Source organism: Cryobacterium sp. M23, assembly GCF_002929655.1.
Classification (GTDB): domain Bacteria; phylum Actinomycetota; class Actinomycetes; order Actinomycetales; family Microbacteriaceae; genus Cryobacterium; species Cryobacterium sandaracinum.
The window spans coordinates 45,875-63,983 of sequence record NZ_PJJV01000067.1 but is presented as its reverse complement, the minus strand read 5'-3'; the positions used below and the strand labels follow the sequence as shown (position 1 = coordinate 63,983).

At 64.2% G+C, this 18,109-nt stretch carries 15 protein-coding genes; 1 reads left to right on the top strand and 14 read right to left on the bottom strand.

Annotated features, from left to right (window positions below; translation table 11 throughout):
• Window positions 1-112 precede the first annotated feature (112 nt).
• A complete protein-coding gene (locus CXY82_RS07780; RefSeq protein WP_104170411.1) occupies window positions 113-550 on the top strand; it encodes a DUF1801 domain-containing protein in 438 nt (145 codons plus the stop codon).
• A gap of 111 nt (window positions 551-661) precedes the next feature.
• Here the strand turns inward: CXY82_RS07780 and nrdF are convergent, their stop codons facing one another.
• The 14 genes from nrdF to CXY82_RS07710 all read right to left on the bottom strand — a co-directional run bounded on the left by nrdF (window position 662) and on the right by CXY82_RS07710 (window position 18,050).
• Window positions 662-1,636 (bottom strand): class 1b ribonucleoside-diphosphate reductase subunit beta, encoded by a 975-nt coding sequence (nrdF, locus tag CXY82_RS07775; protein WP_104099273.1) that lies wholly within the window; start codon window positions 1,634-1,636, stop codon window positions 662-664.
• Between the two features lie 79 nt (window positions 1,637-1,715).
• Complete coding sequence (gene nrdE, locus CXY82_RS07770) at window positions 1,716-3,848, bottom strand: class 1b ribonucleoside-diphosphate reductase subunit alpha (RefSeq protein ID WP_104170410.1); 2,133 nt, start codon at window positions 3,846-3,848, stop codon at window positions 1,716-1,718.
• A 5-nt stretch (window positions 3,849-3,853) separates the two neighbouring features.
• A complete protein-coding gene (gene nrdI, locus CXY82_RS07765) occupies window positions 3,854-4,258 on the bottom strand; it encodes a class Ib ribonucleoside-diphosphate reductase assembly flavoprotein NrdI (protein WP_104170409.1) in 405 nt (134 codons plus the stop codon).
• An 86-nt stretch (window positions 4,259-4,344) separates the two neighbouring features.
• On the bottom strand, window positions 4,345-4,578 hold the full coding sequence (gene nrdH / locus CXY82_RS07760; protein WP_104099275.1) for a glutaredoxin-like protein NrdH: 234 nt from the start codon (window positions 4,576-4,578) through the stop codon (window positions 4,345-4,347).
• Window positions 4,579-4,742: 164 nt separating this feature from the next.
• Complete coding sequence (locus tag CXY82_RS07755; RefSeq protein ID WP_104170408.1) at window positions 4,743-5,249, bottom strand: type IV toxin-antitoxin system AbiEi family antitoxin domain-containing protein; 507 nt, start codon at window positions 5,247-5,249, stop codon at window positions 4,743-4,745.
• 109 nt (window positions 5,250-5,358) lie between these two features.
• Window positions 5,359-6,450, bottom strand: a complete 1,092-nt coding sequence (locus tag CXY82_RS07750; protein WP_104170407.1) for a sugar-binding protein — start codon at window positions 6,448-6,450, stop codon at window positions 5,359-5,361.
• Window positions 6,451-6,498: 48 nt separating this feature from the next.
• Window positions 6,499-7,833 carry a multiple monosaccharide ABC transporter permease gene (mmsB, locus tag CXY82_RS07745; RefSeq protein WP_104170406.1) on the bottom strand — a complete coding sequence of 445 codons (1,335 nt, stop codon included), beginning with the start codon at window positions 7,831-7,833 and terminating at the stop codon, window positions 6,499-6,501.
• The gene (gene mmsA, locus CXY82_RS07740) at window positions 7,830-9,380 is read right to left on the bottom strand and encodes a multiple monosaccharide ABC transporter ATP-binding protein (RefSeq protein ID WP_104170405.1); all 1,551 of its coding nucleotides are present in this window, start codon (window positions 9,378-9,380) and stop codon (window positions 7,830-7,832) included. The genes mmsB and mmsA overlap by 4 nt, the downstream gene beginning before the upstream one ends.
• Before the next feature lie 477 nt (window positions 9,381-9,857).
• Complete coding sequence (locus tag CXY82_RS07735) at window positions 9,858-10,874, bottom strand: LacI family DNA-binding transcriptional regulator (protein WP_104170404.1); 1,017 nt, start codon at window positions 10,872-10,874, stop codon at window positions 9,858-9,860.
• A gap of 475 nt (window positions 10,875-11,349) precedes the next feature.
• Window positions 11,350-12,504 carry a cystathionine gamma-synthase gene (locus tag CXY82_RS07730; protein ID WP_104170403.1) on the bottom strand — a complete coding sequence of 385 codons (1,155 nt, stop codon included), beginning with the start codon at window positions 12,502-12,504 and terminating at the stop codon, window positions 11,350-11,352.
• Between the two features lie 23 nt (window positions 12,505-12,527).
• Window positions 12,528-13,892 carry a cystathionine beta-synthase gene (locus CXY82_RS07725; RefSeq protein WP_104170402.1) on the bottom strand — a complete coding sequence of 455 codons (1,365 nt, stop codon included), beginning with the start codon at window positions 13,890-13,892 and terminating at the stop codon, window positions 12,528-12,530.
• A gap of 10 nt (window positions 13,893-13,902) precedes the next feature.
• Complete coding sequence (locus tag CXY82_RS07720; RefSeq protein ID WP_104170401.1) at window positions 13,903-15,843, bottom strand: ABC transporter ATP-binding protein; 1,941 nt, start codon at window positions 15,841-15,843, stop codon at window positions 13,903-13,905.
• Between the two features lie 102 nt (window positions 15,844-15,945).
• Window positions 15,946-16,920 carry a carbohydrate ABC transporter permease gene (locus tag CXY82_RS07715; protein WP_104170400.1) on the bottom strand — a complete coding sequence of 325 codons (975 nt, stop codon included), beginning with the start codon at window positions 16,918-16,920 and terminating at the stop codon, window positions 15,946-15,948.
• On the bottom strand, window positions 16,917-18,050 hold the full coding sequence (locus CXY82_RS07710; RefSeq protein ID WP_104170399.1) for a carbohydrate ABC transporter permease: 1,134 nt from the start codon (window positions 18,048-18,050) through the stop codon (window positions 16,917-16,919). The genes CXY82_RS07715 and CXY82_RS07710 overlap by 4 nt, the downstream gene beginning before the upstream one ends.
• Window positions 18,051-18,109: the final 59 nt, after the last annotated feature.

The window sequence follows — 18,109 nt, the reverse complement described above, 5'->3', positions numbered from 1 at the left end:
GCGGGGGCGTTCAAACAGCTAAACGCATGGTCCCAGGACCGTTTGAATCCCTAAACGCGTCAGAACCTCGGCACACATGCCCGGTCAGGGGTGCCCGCGCCATAATGGCGCCATGGCCGAAATCAAGACGCAGCCGACGGATGCCTCCGTCGAGGACTTCCTGGATGCCGCGACGCCCGCCCGCCGCCGCGCGGACGGCAAGGCCCTCGCCGCGCTCTTCCGCGAGGTGACGGGCGCCGACCCTGTCCTGTGGGGTCCATCGATCGTGGGCTACGGCAGCTACCGCTACGTGTCGCCCGCGAACCCGCGCAACCGCGGAGACTGGCCGAAGACGGGGTTCTCTCCGCGCAAGGCGCAACTGTCGATCTACGGGCTCAAAGACCTCCCCGGGGGCGCCGCGCTCCTCCCGCGGCTCGGCGCGTACACGGAGGGGGCGGGGTGCGTCTACGTGAAGAAGCTCGACGACATCGACCTCGGTGTTCTGCGTCGGCTGGTCGCGATCGCCTGGTCCCGGGGCGACGACCCCGCGCCGCCGGCGGCCACGGAGTAGGTGCCCGGCCCGCACCCCGTCGAAACAGACAGTTCCGGTCGAGTTCGCCCGGCGTAGCAGGTGATCTCGACCGGAACGGTCGATGTCGGTGGTGCGGTCACACACCCGGGGCTAGAAGTCCCAGTCGGCGTCTTCTGTGTTGACGGCCTTGCCGATGACGTAGGAGGAGCCCGACCCGGAGAAGAAGTCGTGGTTCTCGTCGGCGTTCGGCGAGAGCGCGGCCAGGATGGCCGGGTTCACGTCGGTGACGGTCTTCGGGAACATGGCCTCGTAGCCGAGGTTCATCAGCGCCTTGTTGGCGTTGTAGTGCAGGAATTTCTTGACGTCCTCGGTCAGGCCGTGCTCGTCGTAGAGGTCCTGCGTGTACTGGATCTCGTTCTCGTAAAGCTCGAACATGAGATTGAAGGTGTAATCCTTGATCTCATCGCGGCGCTCCTGCGACGACGCCTCGAGCCCCTTCTGGAACTTGTAACCGATGTAGTAACCGTGTACGGCTTCGTCCCGGATGATCAAACGGATGAGGTCGGCCGTGTTGGTGAGGCGGGCGCGGCTCGAGAAATACATCGGCAGGTAGAAGCCCGAGTAGAACAGGAACGACTCGAGCAGAACCGAGGCGACCTTGCGCTTGAGCGGGTCGTCGCCCTGGTAGTACTTCATCACGATCTCGGCCTTGCGCTGCAGGTTGACGTTCTCCGTCGACCAACGGAACGCCTCGTCGATCTCCTTCGTCGACGCGAGGGTCGAGAAGATCGAGGAGTAGCTCTTGGCGTGCACGGACTCCATGAACGCGATGTTCGTGTAGACGGCCTCTTCGTGGGGCGTGATCGCATCCGGAATCAGCGACACGGCGCCCACAGTGCCCTGGATCGTGTCGAGCAGGGTCAGCCCCGTGAACACGCGCAGGGTGAGCTGCTGCTCCGCCGGGGTGAGCGTGGCCCAGGACTGCACGTCGTTCGACAGCGGGACCTTCTCCGGCAGCCAGAAGTTGTTCGTGAGGCGGTTCCAGACCTCGACGTCTTTTTCGTCTTCGATCTTGTTCCAGTTGATCGCGTCAACGTGGGAGACGAGCTTGAGCTTGTCAATCATTGGTTGTTCCTTAGTCGGCATTGCACAGGCGATTCAGCGTTCGGGGAGCTCGGGTTCGGGGAGCTCGGGGCAAACTCACTCAGAGAGCGCAGGAAACACAACCCTCGACCTCGGTGCCCTCGAGGGCCATCTGGCGCAGACGGATGTAGTAGATGGTCTTGATGCCCTTCTTCCACGCGTAGATCTGCGCGCGGTTGATGTCGCGGGTGGTGGCGGTGTCCTTGAAGAACAGCGTCAGCGACAGGCCCTGGTCGACGTGCTGCGTGGCAGCGGCGTAGGTGTCGATGACCTTCTCGTAGCCGATCTCGTAGGCATCCTGGTAGAACCCGGTGTTGTCGTTCGTCATGAACGGCGCCGGGTAGTAGACGCGGCCGAGCTTGCCTTCCTTGCGGATCTCGATCTTCGACGCGATCGGGTGGATCGATGCGGTCGAGTTGTTGATGTAGGAGATCGACCCGGTCGGCGGCACGGCCTGCAGGTTCTGGTTGTAGATGCCGTGCTCCACAACGGATGCCTTGAGCTCGGCCCACTCTGCCTGCGTGGGAATGTGCACGTCGGCCTGCGCGAACAGCTCGGCGCCGCGCGCGGTGGCCGGCTCCCAGATCTGGTCGGTGTACTTGTCGAAGAACGTGCCGGAGGCGTAGGTGGAGTCCTCGAAGCCGACGAACGCGTTGCCGCGCTCGATGGCCAACTTGTTCGAGGCGAGGAGGGCGTGGAACAGCACCGTGTAGAAGTAGATGTTGGTGAAGTCGATGCCCTCTTCGCTGCCGTAGTAGATACGCTCCCGGGCGAGGTAACCGTGCAGGTTCATCTGGCCCAGGCCGATGGCGTGCGACTTGTCGTTGCCGTCTTCGATCGAGCGCACGGAGGAGATGTGGCTCTGCTCCGACACCGAGCTGAGGCCGCGGATGGCGGTCTCGACGGTCTTGCCGAAGTCGGGCGAGTCCATGGACAGGGCGATGTTCATCGACCCGAGGTTGCAGGAGATGTCCTTGCCGATCTGGTCGTACGACAGGTCCTCGTTGTAGGTGGTCGGGGTGTTGACCTGGAGGATCTCCGAGCAGAGGTTCGACATGTTGACGCGACCCTTGATCGGGTTCGCCGCGTTGACGGTGTCCTCGAACATGATGTACGGGTAGCCGGACTCGAACTGGATCTCGGCGAGCGTCTGGAAGAAGTCGCGGGCTTTCATCTTGGACTTCTTGATGCGCGGGTCGTCGACCATCTCGTGGTACTTCTCGCTGACGGAGATGTCGGCGAATGGCACCCCGTAGACGCGCTCGACGTCGTAGGGCGAGAACAGGTACATGTCCTCGTCTTTCTTCGCCAGCTCGAACGTGATGTCGGGCACGACCACGCCGAGGGACAGCGTCTTGATGCGCACCTTCTCGTCGGCGTTCTCACGCTTGGTGTCGAGGAAGCGCATGATGTCGGGGTGGTGCGCGTGCAGGTAGACCGCGCCGGCACCCTGACGGGCACCGAGCTGGTTGGCGTAGCTGAAGGAGTCTTCGAGCAGCTTCATCACCGGGATGATGCCGCTGGACTGGTTCTCGATCTGCTTGATCGGTGCACCGGACTCACGGATGTTGCTGAGCAGCAACGCGACGCCGCCGCCCCGCTTCGACAGCTGCAGCGACGAGTTGATGCCGCGGGAGATCGACTCCATGTTGTCTTCGATACGGAGCAGGAAGCAGGAGACGAGCTCCCCGCGCTGCGCCTTGCCGGAGTTCAGGAAGGTGGGGGTGGCGGGTTGGAAACGACCCGCGATGATCTCCTCGACGAGGGAGATCGCGAGCTGCTCGTCACCCTGAGCGAGGCCCAGCGCGGTCATCACGACTCGGTCTTCGAAACGCTCGAGGTACCGTTTTCCGTCAAACGTCTTCAGCGTGTACGAGGTGTAGTACTTGAACGCGCCGAGAAAGGTCTGGAAGCGGAATTTCTTCGAGTACGCCAGCTTGTTGAGGTCGGTGATGAACTCGAACGAGTACTGGTCGAGCACGGCCTGCTCGTAGTATTCCTTCTCGACCAGGTAGTCGAGGCGTTCACGCAACGTGTGGAAGAACACCGTGTTCTGGTTGACGTGCTGCAGGAAGAACTCCCGCGCAGCCTCGCGGTCCTTCTCGAACTGGATTTCCCCGTTCGGGCCGTACAGGTTGAGCATGGCGTTGAGGGAGTGATAATCCATCGCCAGGCCGGGAGCCGGGTGAGCCATAGTCTTCACGGCTGTTGCTTCCAAAATGATTCCAATCCGTCGTGGACGATGCGCACATCATCCGGAGTTCCAAATACTTCGAAGCGAAACATGTGGGGCACCTTGCACTTCTGGGCGATGATGTCCCCGGCGAGGCAGTAGCCGGTGCCGAAATTCGTGTTTCCCGCGCCGATGACGCCGCGGATGAGCGAGCGGTTCTGCTCGTCGTTCAGGAACGTGATGACCTGTTTGGGCACCGCTCCCTTGCTGTCGCCGCCGCCATACGTCGGCACGACCAGCACGTAAGGTTCGCTGACCTGGAGCGGCTTGTCGCGCGCGTAGATCGGGATGCGAGCGGCCGGGCGACCCAACTTCTCAATGAAGCGGTGCGTGTTGCCCGAGGTGCTGGAGAAATATACGATATCGGTCATGGAACACCTCCTGTTGCTGAGAAGTCGGCACGCCAAACGACGCTTTTTTACGGACTGTTGCGACGCCACCCCCTGGCGCCGCGGTGCTACGCGAGGCGCTGCGCGAGTTCGTTGATCTTGTCGGGGCGGAAGCCCGACCAGTGGTCCTCGTCGGTGATAACGACGGGAGCCTGCAGGTAGCCCAGGGCCTTGACGGCTTCCAGGGCGTTCTCGTCGAGCGAGAGGTCGAGGATTTCGTATTCGATGCCCTTGTTGTCCAGGGCGCGGTAAGTCGCAGTGCACTGCACGCAGGAGGGCTTGGTGTAGACCGTGATTGCCATGGAGGGCCTTTCTCGTCGTTCAGGGATCAGTATTCAAAATCGGTTCAAACATCAGTGCTCAAAATCGGTTTTCATGTGAAATCTGAAGTTCAAGGCGTGCTGTGTGTTGAACTTCAATACTACATCTAGTGATGCTCGAAGGAAATGGCCACTACATACAGTAGTTACAAGTATGTAGTTATCCACCGACATTCCACCGGTTGTGCACAGCCCCACGGATGCGAGTCGAGCCGAATCACGCGGAATGCGGCAAAGTTATCCACAGGCAGCGCAGGGGCAGAACTCGAGCCTGTGGAAACCCTGTCGGCGTGTCGCTCGCCCTGAGGCGCGCCGCGAACGCGGTCGCCAAATCCCAGCGGTCGAAGCTGCAGGGCATGGTCGATCATGACGACGCTTACGAGAAAGCTCGTGCTCGCCGCGGACGCGTGCGACAGCACGAGCGGCCGGCCCGCGGCCGCGACCGTCGAAAGCACAAACGGGCGGTAGCGCTGATCGGGATCGGCGGAACGCCGCAACTCCCCCGAAACGTAGATGCTGCGGCGCGTTCGCACGAGTTCACCGCGGCGGATCAGGGCGTCGACGGAGTGTGAATTGAGGCCGCGTTCCCGGAGCGCGGCATAGGTGACGAGCCCGTCGAAGCGGGCGCTGACGATGTCGAGGAGTTTGGTCATACCTCACCCTGCGGGCGGCGGCAGCGAGCCGGACACGCGAGAGGGCCGGCCCCCGTGAGGAGCCGGCCCTGGTGTCGAGATGCTGTGATGCAGGTGTACTGCCGGGTTGTTACTCGGTCAGCGGGGCGAGGTTCGGGTCGTTCGCGTATGCCTCGGCCGCGTTTTCCTTGGTCACGATGACCGGGGGCAGCAGGTAGGCAGGGACGACGATCTTGCCGTTGTTGTAGGACTCGGTGTCGTTGACCTCGGGGGTGTCGCCCTTCTGGAGAACGTTGACCATCTCGATGGCCTTGTCAACGAGCACGCGGGTGTCCTTGTTGATGGTGGAGTACTGCTCGCCGGCCATGATCGACTTGACCGACTCGACCTCGGAGTCCTGCCCGGTGACGATCGGGATGTCCTTGCCGGCGGCCTTCACCGAGGTGATGATCGCACGAGCGAGGGTGTCGTTCGGGGAAAGAACGCCATCGAGCGTCTTGTCGCCGTACGTGCTGGTAAGCAGCGCGTCCATGCGGCTCTGAGCGTTCTCAGCCTTCCAGCCGGCGGTCGCCGTCTGCTTGATGTCGGTCTGGTCGGAGGCGACGACGAGGGTTCCGTCGTCGATCTTCGGCTGCAGCACGCTCATCGCGCCGCCGAAGAAGACGGCGGAGTTGGCGTCATCCGAGGAACCGGAGAACAGCTCGATGTTGTACGGGCCTTCCGGCTTCTTTGTGGCCAGTCCGTCCAGGAGCGCCTGGCCCTGGAGTTCGCCGACATTGAAGTTGTCGTAGGCGACGTAGTAGTCCACGGCCTCGGTGTTCAGGATGAGGCGGTCGTAGGCGATCACGATGGCGCCGGCGTCGCGGGCCGACTGCACCTGGGTGGCGAGCTGGCCACCGTCAGCGGCACCGATGATGATGACCTTGGCACCGTTGGTGACCATGGCCGAGATCTGGTCCTGCTGGTCCTTGACCGTGGTCGAGGCGCCGGCATACTGCACGTCGCCCTTGTAGCCGGCCTCCTTGAGGCCGTCTTCGAAGAGCCCGCCGGCGAGGACCCAGTTCTCAGAGGTCTTCGAGGGGAGGGCGACGCCGATGACCGCGTCCTGGGCGAAGCCGGCAGCAGGGCCGTCTACGCCAACGGTCTCCGTGCGGGTGGAGCAACCAGAGAGTGCCATCAAGGCCACTGCTGCGATCGCAGTTGTCGCAAGAATCTTTCGCATTGTCGATTACTTTCTGTTCGTTGTGGTTTGGTGAAGGGGAAATCTGGGCTAATTGGGGCGCGTGGCCTGCGGCCGCGCGCTCTCCGGGGTGCCCGTGTCGGGCACGACCAGGGGCGGCTCCGCCGGGAATTCGGCGGTCTTCTTCTTGCGGGTCAGGAGGCCGATGATCGAGGGACGACCCTGGCTTTTGTTCCACACGTCGACACCCACGGCCACCAGGAGCACCATGCCCTTGATGATCTGAACCCAGTCGGAGCCGACGCCCAGCAGCTGCAGGCCGTTGTTCAGCACCGCCATGACGAGCCCACCGATGATGGAGCCGACGACGGTTCCGATTCCGCCGGACACGGCCGCGCCACCGATGAACACGGCGGCGATCGCGTCGAGCTCCCAGCTGAGGCCGTCCTGCGGGCCGGAGGCCACCGAGCGGGCGACGAAAATCATGCCGGCCAGGGCCGAGAGGATCGACATGTTCATCATGACGAGGAAGTTCACCCGACGGGACTTGACCCCCGAGAGTTCGGCGGCGAGCTTGTTGCCGCCGACCGCGTAGACGTGACGGCCGAAAATCGTGTTACGAGTGACGAACGCGTAGAAGAGAACGAGCACTCCGAGGATGATTCCGGAGACCGGGAAGCTTGTGCCGACGCGGCCACCGGCGAAGAGGACGGATGCGTAGACGATGACGGCACAGAGGAGGACGACCTTCACAATGCTCACCCACAGCGGTGCGGGCGTCGAACCCATGATCTTCTGAACCCGGCGGGCACGCCATTCGGAGTAGACGACCGCGACCACGATGATGAGTCCCAGAAGCAGGGTCAGGTTGTTGTAGCCCGTGTTCGGGCCGACCTCAGGAAGGTAGCCGGAGCCGATGATCGTGAAGCCGTCAGGAACGGGGACCGTGTTGGCGTTACCGATGACCTGGTTGCCGCCGCGGAAGATGAGCATGCCGGCCAGGGTGACGATGAAGGCGGGAACCCCGACGTAGGCAACCCACGCGCCTTGCCAGGCGCCGATCAGCATTCCCACGAACAGCCCGAGCAGGATGGCCAGCGGCCACGGGAAGTTCCAGTCCCGCATCGCGGTGGCCACCACGATGCCGACGAAAGCGGCAACGGATCCGACCGACAGGTCGATGTGGCCGGCGATGATCACCATGACCATGCCGATGGCGAGGATGAGGATATAGGAGTACTGGCTGACCAGGTTGATCAGGTTGCCGGACGACAGCGTCAGTCCGTCGGTCAGGTACTGGAAGAGCAGAATGATGGCGATCAGGCTGAAGAGGATGCCGAACTGCCGCAGGTTCGAGCTGCCGCTGCCGAAGATCTTCTTCAGATCACCAAGAGCGCCTTTGCGGGTACTCGTGTCTTCACTCATATGCTCTGAACCTTCTTCCGTGCGGAGGTCATACTTTTCATCAGGGTTTCGGGATCGGCGGACTCCGCCGGGATGCAGTCGGTGATCGCACCCTCGAAGACCGTGTAGATCCGGTCGGCGAGGCCGAGGAGCTCCGGGAGCTCAGAAGAGATCAGGATGACTCCCTTGCCCTGTTCGGCGAGCTGCTGGATGATGCCGTAAATCTCGTATTTCGCGCCGACGTCGATGCCACGGGTCGGCTCGTCCAGGATCAGCAGGTCAGGGTCCGTGAACATCCACTTGGCCAGAACGACTTTCTGCTGGTTGCCGCCGGAGAGTTTGGAGACGCCCGCATTGACGCTGGGTGTCTTGATCCGCAGGCTTTTGCGGTATTCCTCGGCGATTCCGAATTCTTTGGAGTCGTTCACGACCTGCCCGGCCGAGATCTTCGAGAGCTTGGCCGAGACGACGGAACGCTTGATGTCGTCGAGCAGGTTCAGGCCGAGTGCCTTGCGGTCCTCGCTCACATAGGCGAGGCCGTGGTCGATCGCGTCGGCCACGCTTTTCAGGACGATTTCCTTTCCGTCCTTGTAGAGGTGGCCGGAAAGGAAGTTGCCGTAGGAGCGCCCGAAGATGCTCATCGCCAGTTCGGTGCGCCCGGCGCCCATCAGGCCGGCGATGCCCACGATCTCACCCTTGCGCACGTTCAGGCTGGAACCCTTCACGACCATGCGCTCGGCGACCTGCGGGTGCTGCACGGTCCAGTCACGCACCTCGAAGAAGACCTCGCCGATGTGCGGTGTGCGGTCCGGGAAACGGCTCTCCAGGCTGCGCCCGACCATGCCCCGGATGATCCGGTCTTCGTTGACTCCGTCGGCCACGACATTCAGGGTTTCGATCGTCTTGCCGTCGCGGATGATCGTGATCGAGTCTGCGACCTGTTCGATCTCGTTGAGCTTGTGGGAGATCATGATCGAGCTGATTCCCTTGCCCTTCAGCCCGCGGATCAGGTCCAGCAGATGCATGGAGTCCGATTCGTTCAGGGCCGCGGTCGGCTCATCGAGGATGAGCACCTTGACCGACTTGTTGAGGGCCTTGGCGATCTCGACCAGCTGCTGCTTGCCGACGCCGATGTTCTTGATCAGGGTGTCGGGGTCGTCCCGCAGCCCGACGCGCGCCAGCAACTCGAGCGCCGTCTTCTTGGCGGTGATCCAGTCGATTGCACCCCACTTGGTCGGCTCGTTGCCGAGGAAGATGTTCTCGGTGATGGAGAGTTCCGGAATGAGCGCAAGTTCCTGGTGGATGATGACGATGCCCGCTTCTTCGCTCGAGCGGATGTCCTTGAAGTGCACGTTCTGACCCTGGTAGATGATGTCGCCCGTGTATGTGCCGGAGGGGTAGACCCCGGAGAGCACTTTCATCAGGGTGGACTTGCCGGCACCGTTCTCGCCGCAGATCGCGTGGATCTCGCCGCGATTCACCGTGATGGAGACGTCCGACAGGGCCTTGACCCCGGGAAACTCCTTGGTGATGGACCGCATCTCAAGGATTACGTGGTCAGTGGACATCGTTGGACTCCTCACGGCCGGGGGCCGCTGCTGGTATCCCATACCGACAACGGAATGGACGCGCGAAGGATCATTCCGCTCCCGCTCAGCAGGGCGGCAGCAGACCTGCCGGGCAGGTGGAAAAGTGTGCTCACAAGCTTGACCTCAATGTCATGCGTTTGGAAAAAAGTGCTGAAAATCGAGTCCATGTGACCGATCACATTGACACTATAGACCCGGTGACAGTCCCGGTGTCAAGTTTCGTTTTGTCACGCTTGCGTAACAGGCTGTTGCTCCCCTGAGCGGGGTCGGAGGTCAGGACATTCCGGCGAGCCCAGCCGGCTCGCGGACGGTACCGGCGGGCGGCTTACCACTTCTGTAATGCTGTGCGGAAACGGGGAACTGCTCGACAATGCACTCAAGGAACTCCGGAGAGAGTCGCGGGGGAGAGCGAACCCTTCACCGGGTGATCGAGGCGAGGTCGCGCATGTGCCGAACTCAGAACGCGGGCGGTGCGGTCGAGCCGCGCACGATGAGCTCGGGAATGATCGGGTCGCTCCGCTCGATCGGTACCCCGCCGCTGAGGTTGCTGAGCAGAAGGGCGATGCACCGCCGCCCGAGTTCGGCGAAGTCCTGGCGCACTGTCGTGAGCGGTGGCCAGAAGTGTGCCGCTTCGGGAATATCGTCGTAGCCGACGATACTCATGTCGCGCGGCAGGTCGAGGCCCGCCTCCCGGCAGGCGTGCATGAACCCGAGCGCCATCAGATCATTCGACGCGAAGATGGCCGTGAAGTCCCGCCTCCGGAGCAGTTCTCGTCCGGCACGGTATCCGAAATCGGCGGTCCAGTCGCCCAGAATCGGCGCCATGGTCGGCACATCCATTTCCCACATCTCGTCGAGGAAGCCGCGCATTCGAGCCTCGGCCTCGATCCAGTCCTGGGGTCCGGCAAGGTGGTAGATGCTCCGATGGCCGAGGTCGATCAGGTGCCGCGTGGCCTGTCTGGCACCGGTCATCTGGTCGACGGACAGGGAATTGTCGAGGCGGCCGGTGGACTGCAGGGTGACGAACGGCACGTCGATGGACAGCTGTTCCAGAGCGTCGAAGACCCGCACCTGCGGCGCGATCACGACGATGCCCTCCACGGACTGGTTCATTAGGTGCTCCAGCGCCGCCTCGATCGACTCCGTGTCGACGGATGTGAGGTTCGCGGTGTTGACGTAATAGCCGGCTTCCTGGGCGGCGTCCTGGATGGCGGCGATGCTGCTCGCCGGCCCGTAGGCACTCTCCGCCGAGAGCAGGCCGATGGTGCGCGAACGCCCGCGCGACAGTGCGCGGGCCGCCCGGTTCGGCCGGTACTGCAGGTCTTCCATGACCTGCAACACCTTCGCCTTGGTGGAATCACGGATGCTGGGGTGGTCGTTGAGCACGCGCGAAACGGTCTGATGCGAGACCCCCGCGAGGCGCGCCACATCACGGATGCTCGGGGCACGCCCCTTGGGCAGATCGATAGTCACAGGAAGACCTTGTTGGCATGTGCACGGTCACAATTGTGAACGCAAATCAAGTATGCACTCCGATAAGGCTGCGCGAAGCACCTCACTGCGGACTCCTGCCGTGCCCCCTGCGAGGGGGTGACCGGGCAAACGCAGCGGATCCACGACGAATGCCGCCGCAGGCATGATGAGCCGGGCTTGATTCATCTAACAGAATATGATGCCCTGCGCGCCGACTCTCAACGCTCTACCAACCGCACGGCCACCGCCACCGTCACATTCACACCCACACCCACACCCTGCGTCGGGCCCGCCGCACCCGGTATCAAACCAATTCGACGGAGATTTTCGCGTGTAACCGCTCTCTTGGCCCATTCAGTGCCGATTTGGGCAAAATCTCCGTCGAATTCGTTCGAAGCGGAGGTGCTCTCCCTGAGCCGCGACGCCTCATCAGCCACGGCAGCCACGGCCGCCGCGGCTGTACGGACCTGTCCGCCTAGACGGCCGCGAGCGCCCGGTCGATGTCGTCGATGAGGTCGGCGACGCCTTCGATGCCCACGGACAGACGGATGATGTTGTCCGCCACTTCGAGTTCGGTGCCGCGAACCGATGCGTGGGTCATCTCGGAGGGGTAGTTGACCAGCGATTCCACGCCGCCGAGCGATTCGGCCAGCTGGAACAGCTGCGTGGCCTCGGCGAAGGAACGCGCCGCGGCCGCGCCGCCCACGAAGGAGATCGACAGCATGCCGCCGAAGCCGCTCATCTGCTTCTTCGCCAGCTCGTGGCCCGGGTGCGTCGGCAGGCCGGGGTAGTAGACCCGGTCGATCGCCGGGTGGCCCTGCAGGTGCTCGGCGATCGCCTGGGCGTTGCTGCAGTGGCGGTCCATCCGCACCGAGAGGGTCTTGATTCCGCGCACGGTGAGCCAGGCATCCATCGGGGCCGAGACGGGGCCGGCGGCGAACTGCAGGAACTGGGCCTTCTCGGCGAGCTCGTCGTCGTTGATGATCAGGGCGCCGCCGAGCACGTCGGAGTGGCCACCGAGGTACTTCGTGGTGGAATGCACGACGACGTCGGCCCCCAAGGCCAGCGGCTGCTGCAGCGCGGGCGAGGCGAACGTGTTGTCCACGATCACGGTCACGCCGAAGCGGTGGCCGATCCGGGCCAGAGCGGCGATGTCGCAGACCTTCATCAGCGGATTGCTGGGCGTCTCCACCCAGAGGATCTTCGTCTCGCCCGGGATGATGGCCTGTTCGACGGCGGCGAGGTCGCTCATCTCCACGGTGGAGTTGAGGATGCCCCAGGCACCGTGCACCCGGTTGATCAGCCGGTGCGTGCCGCCATAGACGTCGTTGCCGAGCACGATGTGGTCGCCCGGTGCGAGCAGCGCGCGCAGGATGGTGTCCTCCGCGGCGAGCCCGCTGGCGAAGGAGAGGCCGTGCTTTCCGCCCTCCAGCGCGGCCAGCAGGGTCTCAAGCACGGTGCGGGTCGGGTTGCCGCCGCGGCTGTACTCGTAGCCGCCGCGCAGGTGGCCGATGCTCTCCTGCACATACGTGGACGTCTGGTAGATGGGCGGGATCACGGCGCCGGTCGTCGGGTCGAATTCCTGCCCCGCGTGGATGGCGATGGTGTCGAAGTTTCGTGTGCGAGCCATTGATTCGTCCTTAGTCATGCTGTTCAGGCGCTCAGGTAGGTGAGCAGGTCGTGGCGGGTGATGACGCCGAGGGGTTTTCCGCCGTCTGTGACGAGGAGCGCATCGTGGCCGGCGAAGGCGGCGCGCGCGGCCGCGACGGGCTCGTTCACCCCGATCAGCGGGAGGGAGTCGCCGACGAACTCGCCGACGCGGTCGGCCAGTTTCGCTTCGCCGGAGAAGACGAGTTCCATCAGCCGGCGTTCGTCGACCGCGCCGACGACCTCGCCCATCACCACCGGGGGCTTTTCGGTGAGCACCAGCACCTGGGAGACGCTGGCCTCGGTCATGACTCCGATGGCGTCGTGCACCGTGGCGCTGGGGTGCACGTAGACGAACGGCGGCAGGGCGCCGGTCTTGGACGAGAGCAGGTCGCCGACCGTGTGCCCGGTGGGCGCGTTACTGAAACCGTAGCTGCGCATCCAGCCGTCATTGAAGATCTTGCCCAGGTAGCCGCGCCCGCCGTCGGGCAGCAGCACGACGATGGTGTTGTCGGCGCCGAGGGTTCTCGCCGCGCGCAGGGCTGCGACGACGGCCATGCCGCTCGAACCGCCGACCAGAATGCCCTCTTCGAGGGCGAGCCGGCGGGTCATCGCGAAGGAGTCGGCGTCGGAGACGGCGATCACCTCGTGCACGACCTCCGGGTCGTAGGCGCCCGGCCAGAAGTCCTCGCCCACGCCCTCGACCAGATACGGCCGGCCGGTGCCACCGGAGTACACCGAGCCCTCCGGATCGGCGCCGATGATGCGCACGCTCTCTCCCGAGACCTCGCGCAGGTACCGTCCGGTACCGGTGATGGTGCCGCCGGTGCCGACGCCCGCGACGAAGTGGGTGACCGTGCCGTCGGTGTCGCGCCAAATCTCGGGCCCGGTCGTCTCGTAGTGGCTGAGCGGGCCGTTCGGGTTGAAGTACTGGTTGGGCTTGAAAGCCCCCGGGATCTCCCGGGCCAGCCGGTCGGACACGCTGTAATAGGAGTCAGGGTGGTCGGGAGCGACGGATGTCGGGGTCACCACAATCTCCGCGCCGTAGGCCGTGAGCACGTTGCGCTTGTCTTCGCCCACCTTGTCCGGTAGCACGAACACGCACTTGTAGCCGCGTTGCTGGGCAACGAGAGCGAGGCCGACGCCCGTGTTGCCCGAGGTCGGCTCGACGATGGTGCCGCCGGGAAGCAGGAGGCCGTCCCGTTCGGCGGCATCGATGATACGCACCGCAATGCGGTCCTTCGCGGAGCCGCCCGGGTTCAGGTACTCCAGCTTGACCAGCACTGTGGCGCTGACGTCAGCCGTCACCTTGTGCAGCCTGACCAGGGGGGTGTCACCGATGAGGTCGAGAACGGTGTCGGCAATTTTCATCGAGAGTCCTTCATCGAGGGTTCTTCGTCACGGATTCGAGCCGGGTCAACTCTATCGGCGTGAGCGGAGTGGGTGCCGTGGGCGTCGGCGACGTGACCTGCTCCGAGTACAGCCGCGCGTAGACGCCATCGTCGGCGAGCAGTTCGGCGTGGGTGCCCCTCTCTACGATCCGGCCGGCGTCGACGACGAAGATGACGTCGGCGGACACGATGGTCGACAGCCGGTGCGCGATGGCGATGGTCGTACGCCCGCGGGAAGCGGTGTCCAGGGCCGCCTGAACGACGCGCTCGGAGATGGCGTCTAGGGCGCTGGTGGCCTCGTCGAGGATCAGCACCTCGGGGTCCTTGAGCAGCACCCGCGCGATGGCGATGCGCTGCTTCTCGCCGCCGGAGAGCCGGTAGCCGCGCTCCCCCACCAGGGTGTCGTAGCCGGCGGGGAAGGATGCGATCGTGTCGTGGATACTCGCCGACCGGGCCGCGGCCTCGAGCTCGGCATCCGTCGCCTCCGGTTTCGCGTAACGGAGGTTCTCGGCGATGGTCGCGTGGAAGAGGTAGGTCTCCTGGCTGACGATGCCGATGTGGGAGACGAGGGACTGCTGCTGGAGGCCCTGCACCTCGACGCCGGAGAAGAGTACCCGCCCGGCCGAGGCCTCGTAGAAGCGCGGGATCAGATAGGACACGGTGGTCTTGCCTGCCCCGGACGGGCCGACGAAGGCCGCGAACTGGCCGGGCTCGATCGTGAAGGAGACGTCGTCCAGGGTGGGACGCGATTCCGCGCCGGCATCCGGGTAGGCGAAGGTGACCCCGTCGAAGGCGACCCGGCCGACGGCCTCGCCGCGGGCCGGCACCGGAGCGGCGTCGGGGGCGTCGCGGATCGCGGGCCGAAGGTCGAGGTACTGGAAGATGCGGGCGAACAGGGCGCTCGAGGTCTGCAGGTCGAGGGCGACGCGCATCAGGCCGAGCAGCGGGAACAGCAGCCGTGACTGCACGGTCGTGAAGGCCACGATCGTGCCCGCCGTGATGTCGGTCGTTCCGCTGCCCATCAGCAGACCGGCCACGAGGTAGACGATCGCCGGGATACTGGACAGAAAGATGCTCACCGTGGCGAAGAACCATTGGCCGCTCATCTGCTGGCTGATCTGCAACTTGACCTGGTTGGCGTTCTCGTCGGCATACCGATGGATCTCGGTCTTCTGACGGGTGAAGCTTTTCGAGAGCAGGATGCCGGACACGCTCAGCGTCTCCTGCGTGATCGCCGTCATATCCGAAAGCGACTCCTGCGTCCTGGACGCGATGCGGGCCCGCACCTGGCCGACCCGGCGCTGGGCAAAGACGAGCACGGGCATCAGGATGATGGCGACGATCGCCAGCTGCCAGCTCAGCAGGAGCATCGCGACGAGCGCCGCGATCACGGTCACGGCGTTGCCGAGCAGACTGGAGATGGTGTTGGTGAGCACGCTCGCGACGCCGCCGACATCGTTCTGCAGCCTGGATTGGATGACGCCCGTCTTCGTTCGCGTGAAGAAGCTCAGTTCCATCGCCTGCAAGTGGGTGAACAGGCGCACCCGGAGGGCACCCATCACCGAGTTGCCGACCGTGGCGGTGAGCCAGGTCTGCCAGACGCCGAGCAACTGCGTCCCCAGGTAGATGGCGATCATCACCCCCACGAGCACGGCGAGACGCTGCACGTCCGGGCTGCCGCCGGGCGGGAAGAGCCCCTCGTCGAAGGCCCGCTGCACGAGCAGGGGCGGCACGACGGAGAGCGCCGCGCTGATGAATACGAGAACCACGGTGACCGTGAGCTTCGCGCGGTGCGGCGCGAACAGGCCGATGATCCGGCGAAGCAGATTCGGGATGCGCGGGGCCTCGGCGTTCTCGGCCCGCTGCGCCACGACATCCGCGCCGCTGACCCGCCCCCGTCGACCGCCGCCGCCACCGTGCATTCCACTCATGAATTCACTCTAAACTCCCGCGCGGCACACAAATGTGCCCGTTCCGGACACCGGCGGCCCGGGTGGGCGCCAGCGGCGGTACGGGCACAGTCGCTGATGCGGCTAGCCCTTCGTCGAACCGGCCAGCAGGCCGCGCACGAAGTAGCGCTGCAGGGAGAAGAACACGATCAGCGGAACCAGGATCGAGATGAACGCGCCGGCAGTGAGCAGGTGCCAGTCCTGGCCTCGGGTACCGGTGATCTCGGCCAGTAGCTTGGTCATCGGGGCCACCGCACCGTCCGCGAAGATCAGCGCCACGAGCAGGTCGTTCCAGACCCATAGGAACTGGAAGATGGCGAAGGATGCGATCGCCGGCATGGTCAGCGGCAGCACGATGCGGAAGAAGATCTGCCCGTGACCGGCGCCGTCGACCCGCGCCGCCTCGATGACGTCGGCGGGAATCTCCGACACGAAGTTGTGCAGCAGGTAGATGGCGAGCGGCAGGGCGAACATCGTGTGCGCGATCCACACCTGCGAGTAGCCGCCGGCGTCGCTGATCGAGGAGACCACCGGGAAGCCGAAGACCTCACCCAGCGAGAAGAACTGCAGGAGCGGCACGAGGGCCATCTGCAGCGGAACGATCTGCAGCGCGAATACCGCGATGAACAGCACGTTCTTGCCGCGGAAGTCGATCCAGGCGAATGCGTAGGCCGCGAGGCTGGCGATGATCAGCGGCAGCAGTGTGGCCGGCAGGGTGATCGCGATCGAGTTGATGAACGCACCGGCCAGATTCAGCTGACTGTTGCCGGCCTGGAGCACATCGCTGTAGTTATCGATGGTCAGACCCCAGTTCGAGAAGAGCGTCCACCAGCCGGTGGTGCGTACCTCCTGCGCCGGGCGGAAGGAGGAGACGAAGAGCCCGAAGGTCGGAACGGTCCAGAGCACGGCGATCACGAGCGCCGCGATCGTGGCGCCTCGGCTGGTCAACCGCTTCTTGGTGCGCTTGGCCGCCGCGAACTCCTGACGGCGCTCGCCTCGGCGAGTTTGGCTCTTGGTGTTTTTGTCGACGGGGAGCTCAACCGGAAGAATCGCGCTCATCGGATTTCCCTCTGCTTCTGAATCTGGCGGGCGTTGTAGACGACGATCGGGAGCACGAGCAGGAACAGGATCACGGCGAAGGCGGCGGACCGGCCCTGCTCGAAGTTCTTGAACTGCGTGTACATCTCGTTCGCGATGACGCTGGTGTCGTTGGCGCCTGCGGTCATGGTCCGGACGATGTCGAAGACCTTGAGGGAGGCGATAGAGATCGTCGTCAACACGACGACGAGGGCGCCGCGGATGCCAGGCACCGTGACGTTGGTGAACTTCTGCCAGGCGTTGGTGCCGTCGAGTTCGGCGGCCTCCATCTGCTCGGCAGGCACGCCCTTGATGGCGGCGGAGAGCACGACCATGGCGAATCCGGTCTGCACCCAGATCAGCACGACGATCAGGAAGACCGTGTTCCAGGGTGCGTTGGCGAGGAAGTCGACGGGCTGGCCGCCGAACCACACCACAACCTGGTTGAGCAGGCCGATCTGGTTCTGGTCGGCCGGCCGGGCCGTGTAGACGAAGCGCCAGATGATGGACGCCCCGACGAAAGAGATGGCCATGGGCATGAAGACCATGATCTTGAAGTACTTCTCGCCGCGGCTCTTGTCGATGAAGACCGCGTAGGCCAGGCCGGCGATCGTAGACACGAGCGGAGTGATGAGCACCCAGACGATCGTGTTGAGCACCGTGCGGATGGCCTCCGGCTGGGTGAACACCCAGACGAAGTTGTCGAGGCCGATGAACTCGGTTCCGCGGGAGTTCATGAACGCCTGCACCGTGGTCTGGATGGTCGGGATGATGAGTCCGACGATGAGGAGCAAGATGGCCGGAGCGAGGAAGCCGAAGAGCTGGAAGAGGTAGCCGGCGCCGGAGCGTGAGCGGTAGTCGACGATGAAGAAGACTCCGCCGAGAACGGCGGCCGCGGCGATGGCCCACCAGTACGATCCCGCGGCGAGCAGGATGAGCAGCGGGGCGGCGACGCAGACGGCGAGACGGATGACGGTGTAGCCGGTGCCCTTGCGCGGGGCTATCTCGACGAAGAACAGGATCGCGGCCACCAGGGCGACGAACGCGAGGATGATGATGGGGACTTGGACCAGGGGCGGCAAGTCAGCCAGCCAGGCAAGGAACGCCGACATATGAAACCTCTCGAGTACGACTGCGGGCTCACAGTTTGCTGGTGGGGCGGAAAACTACC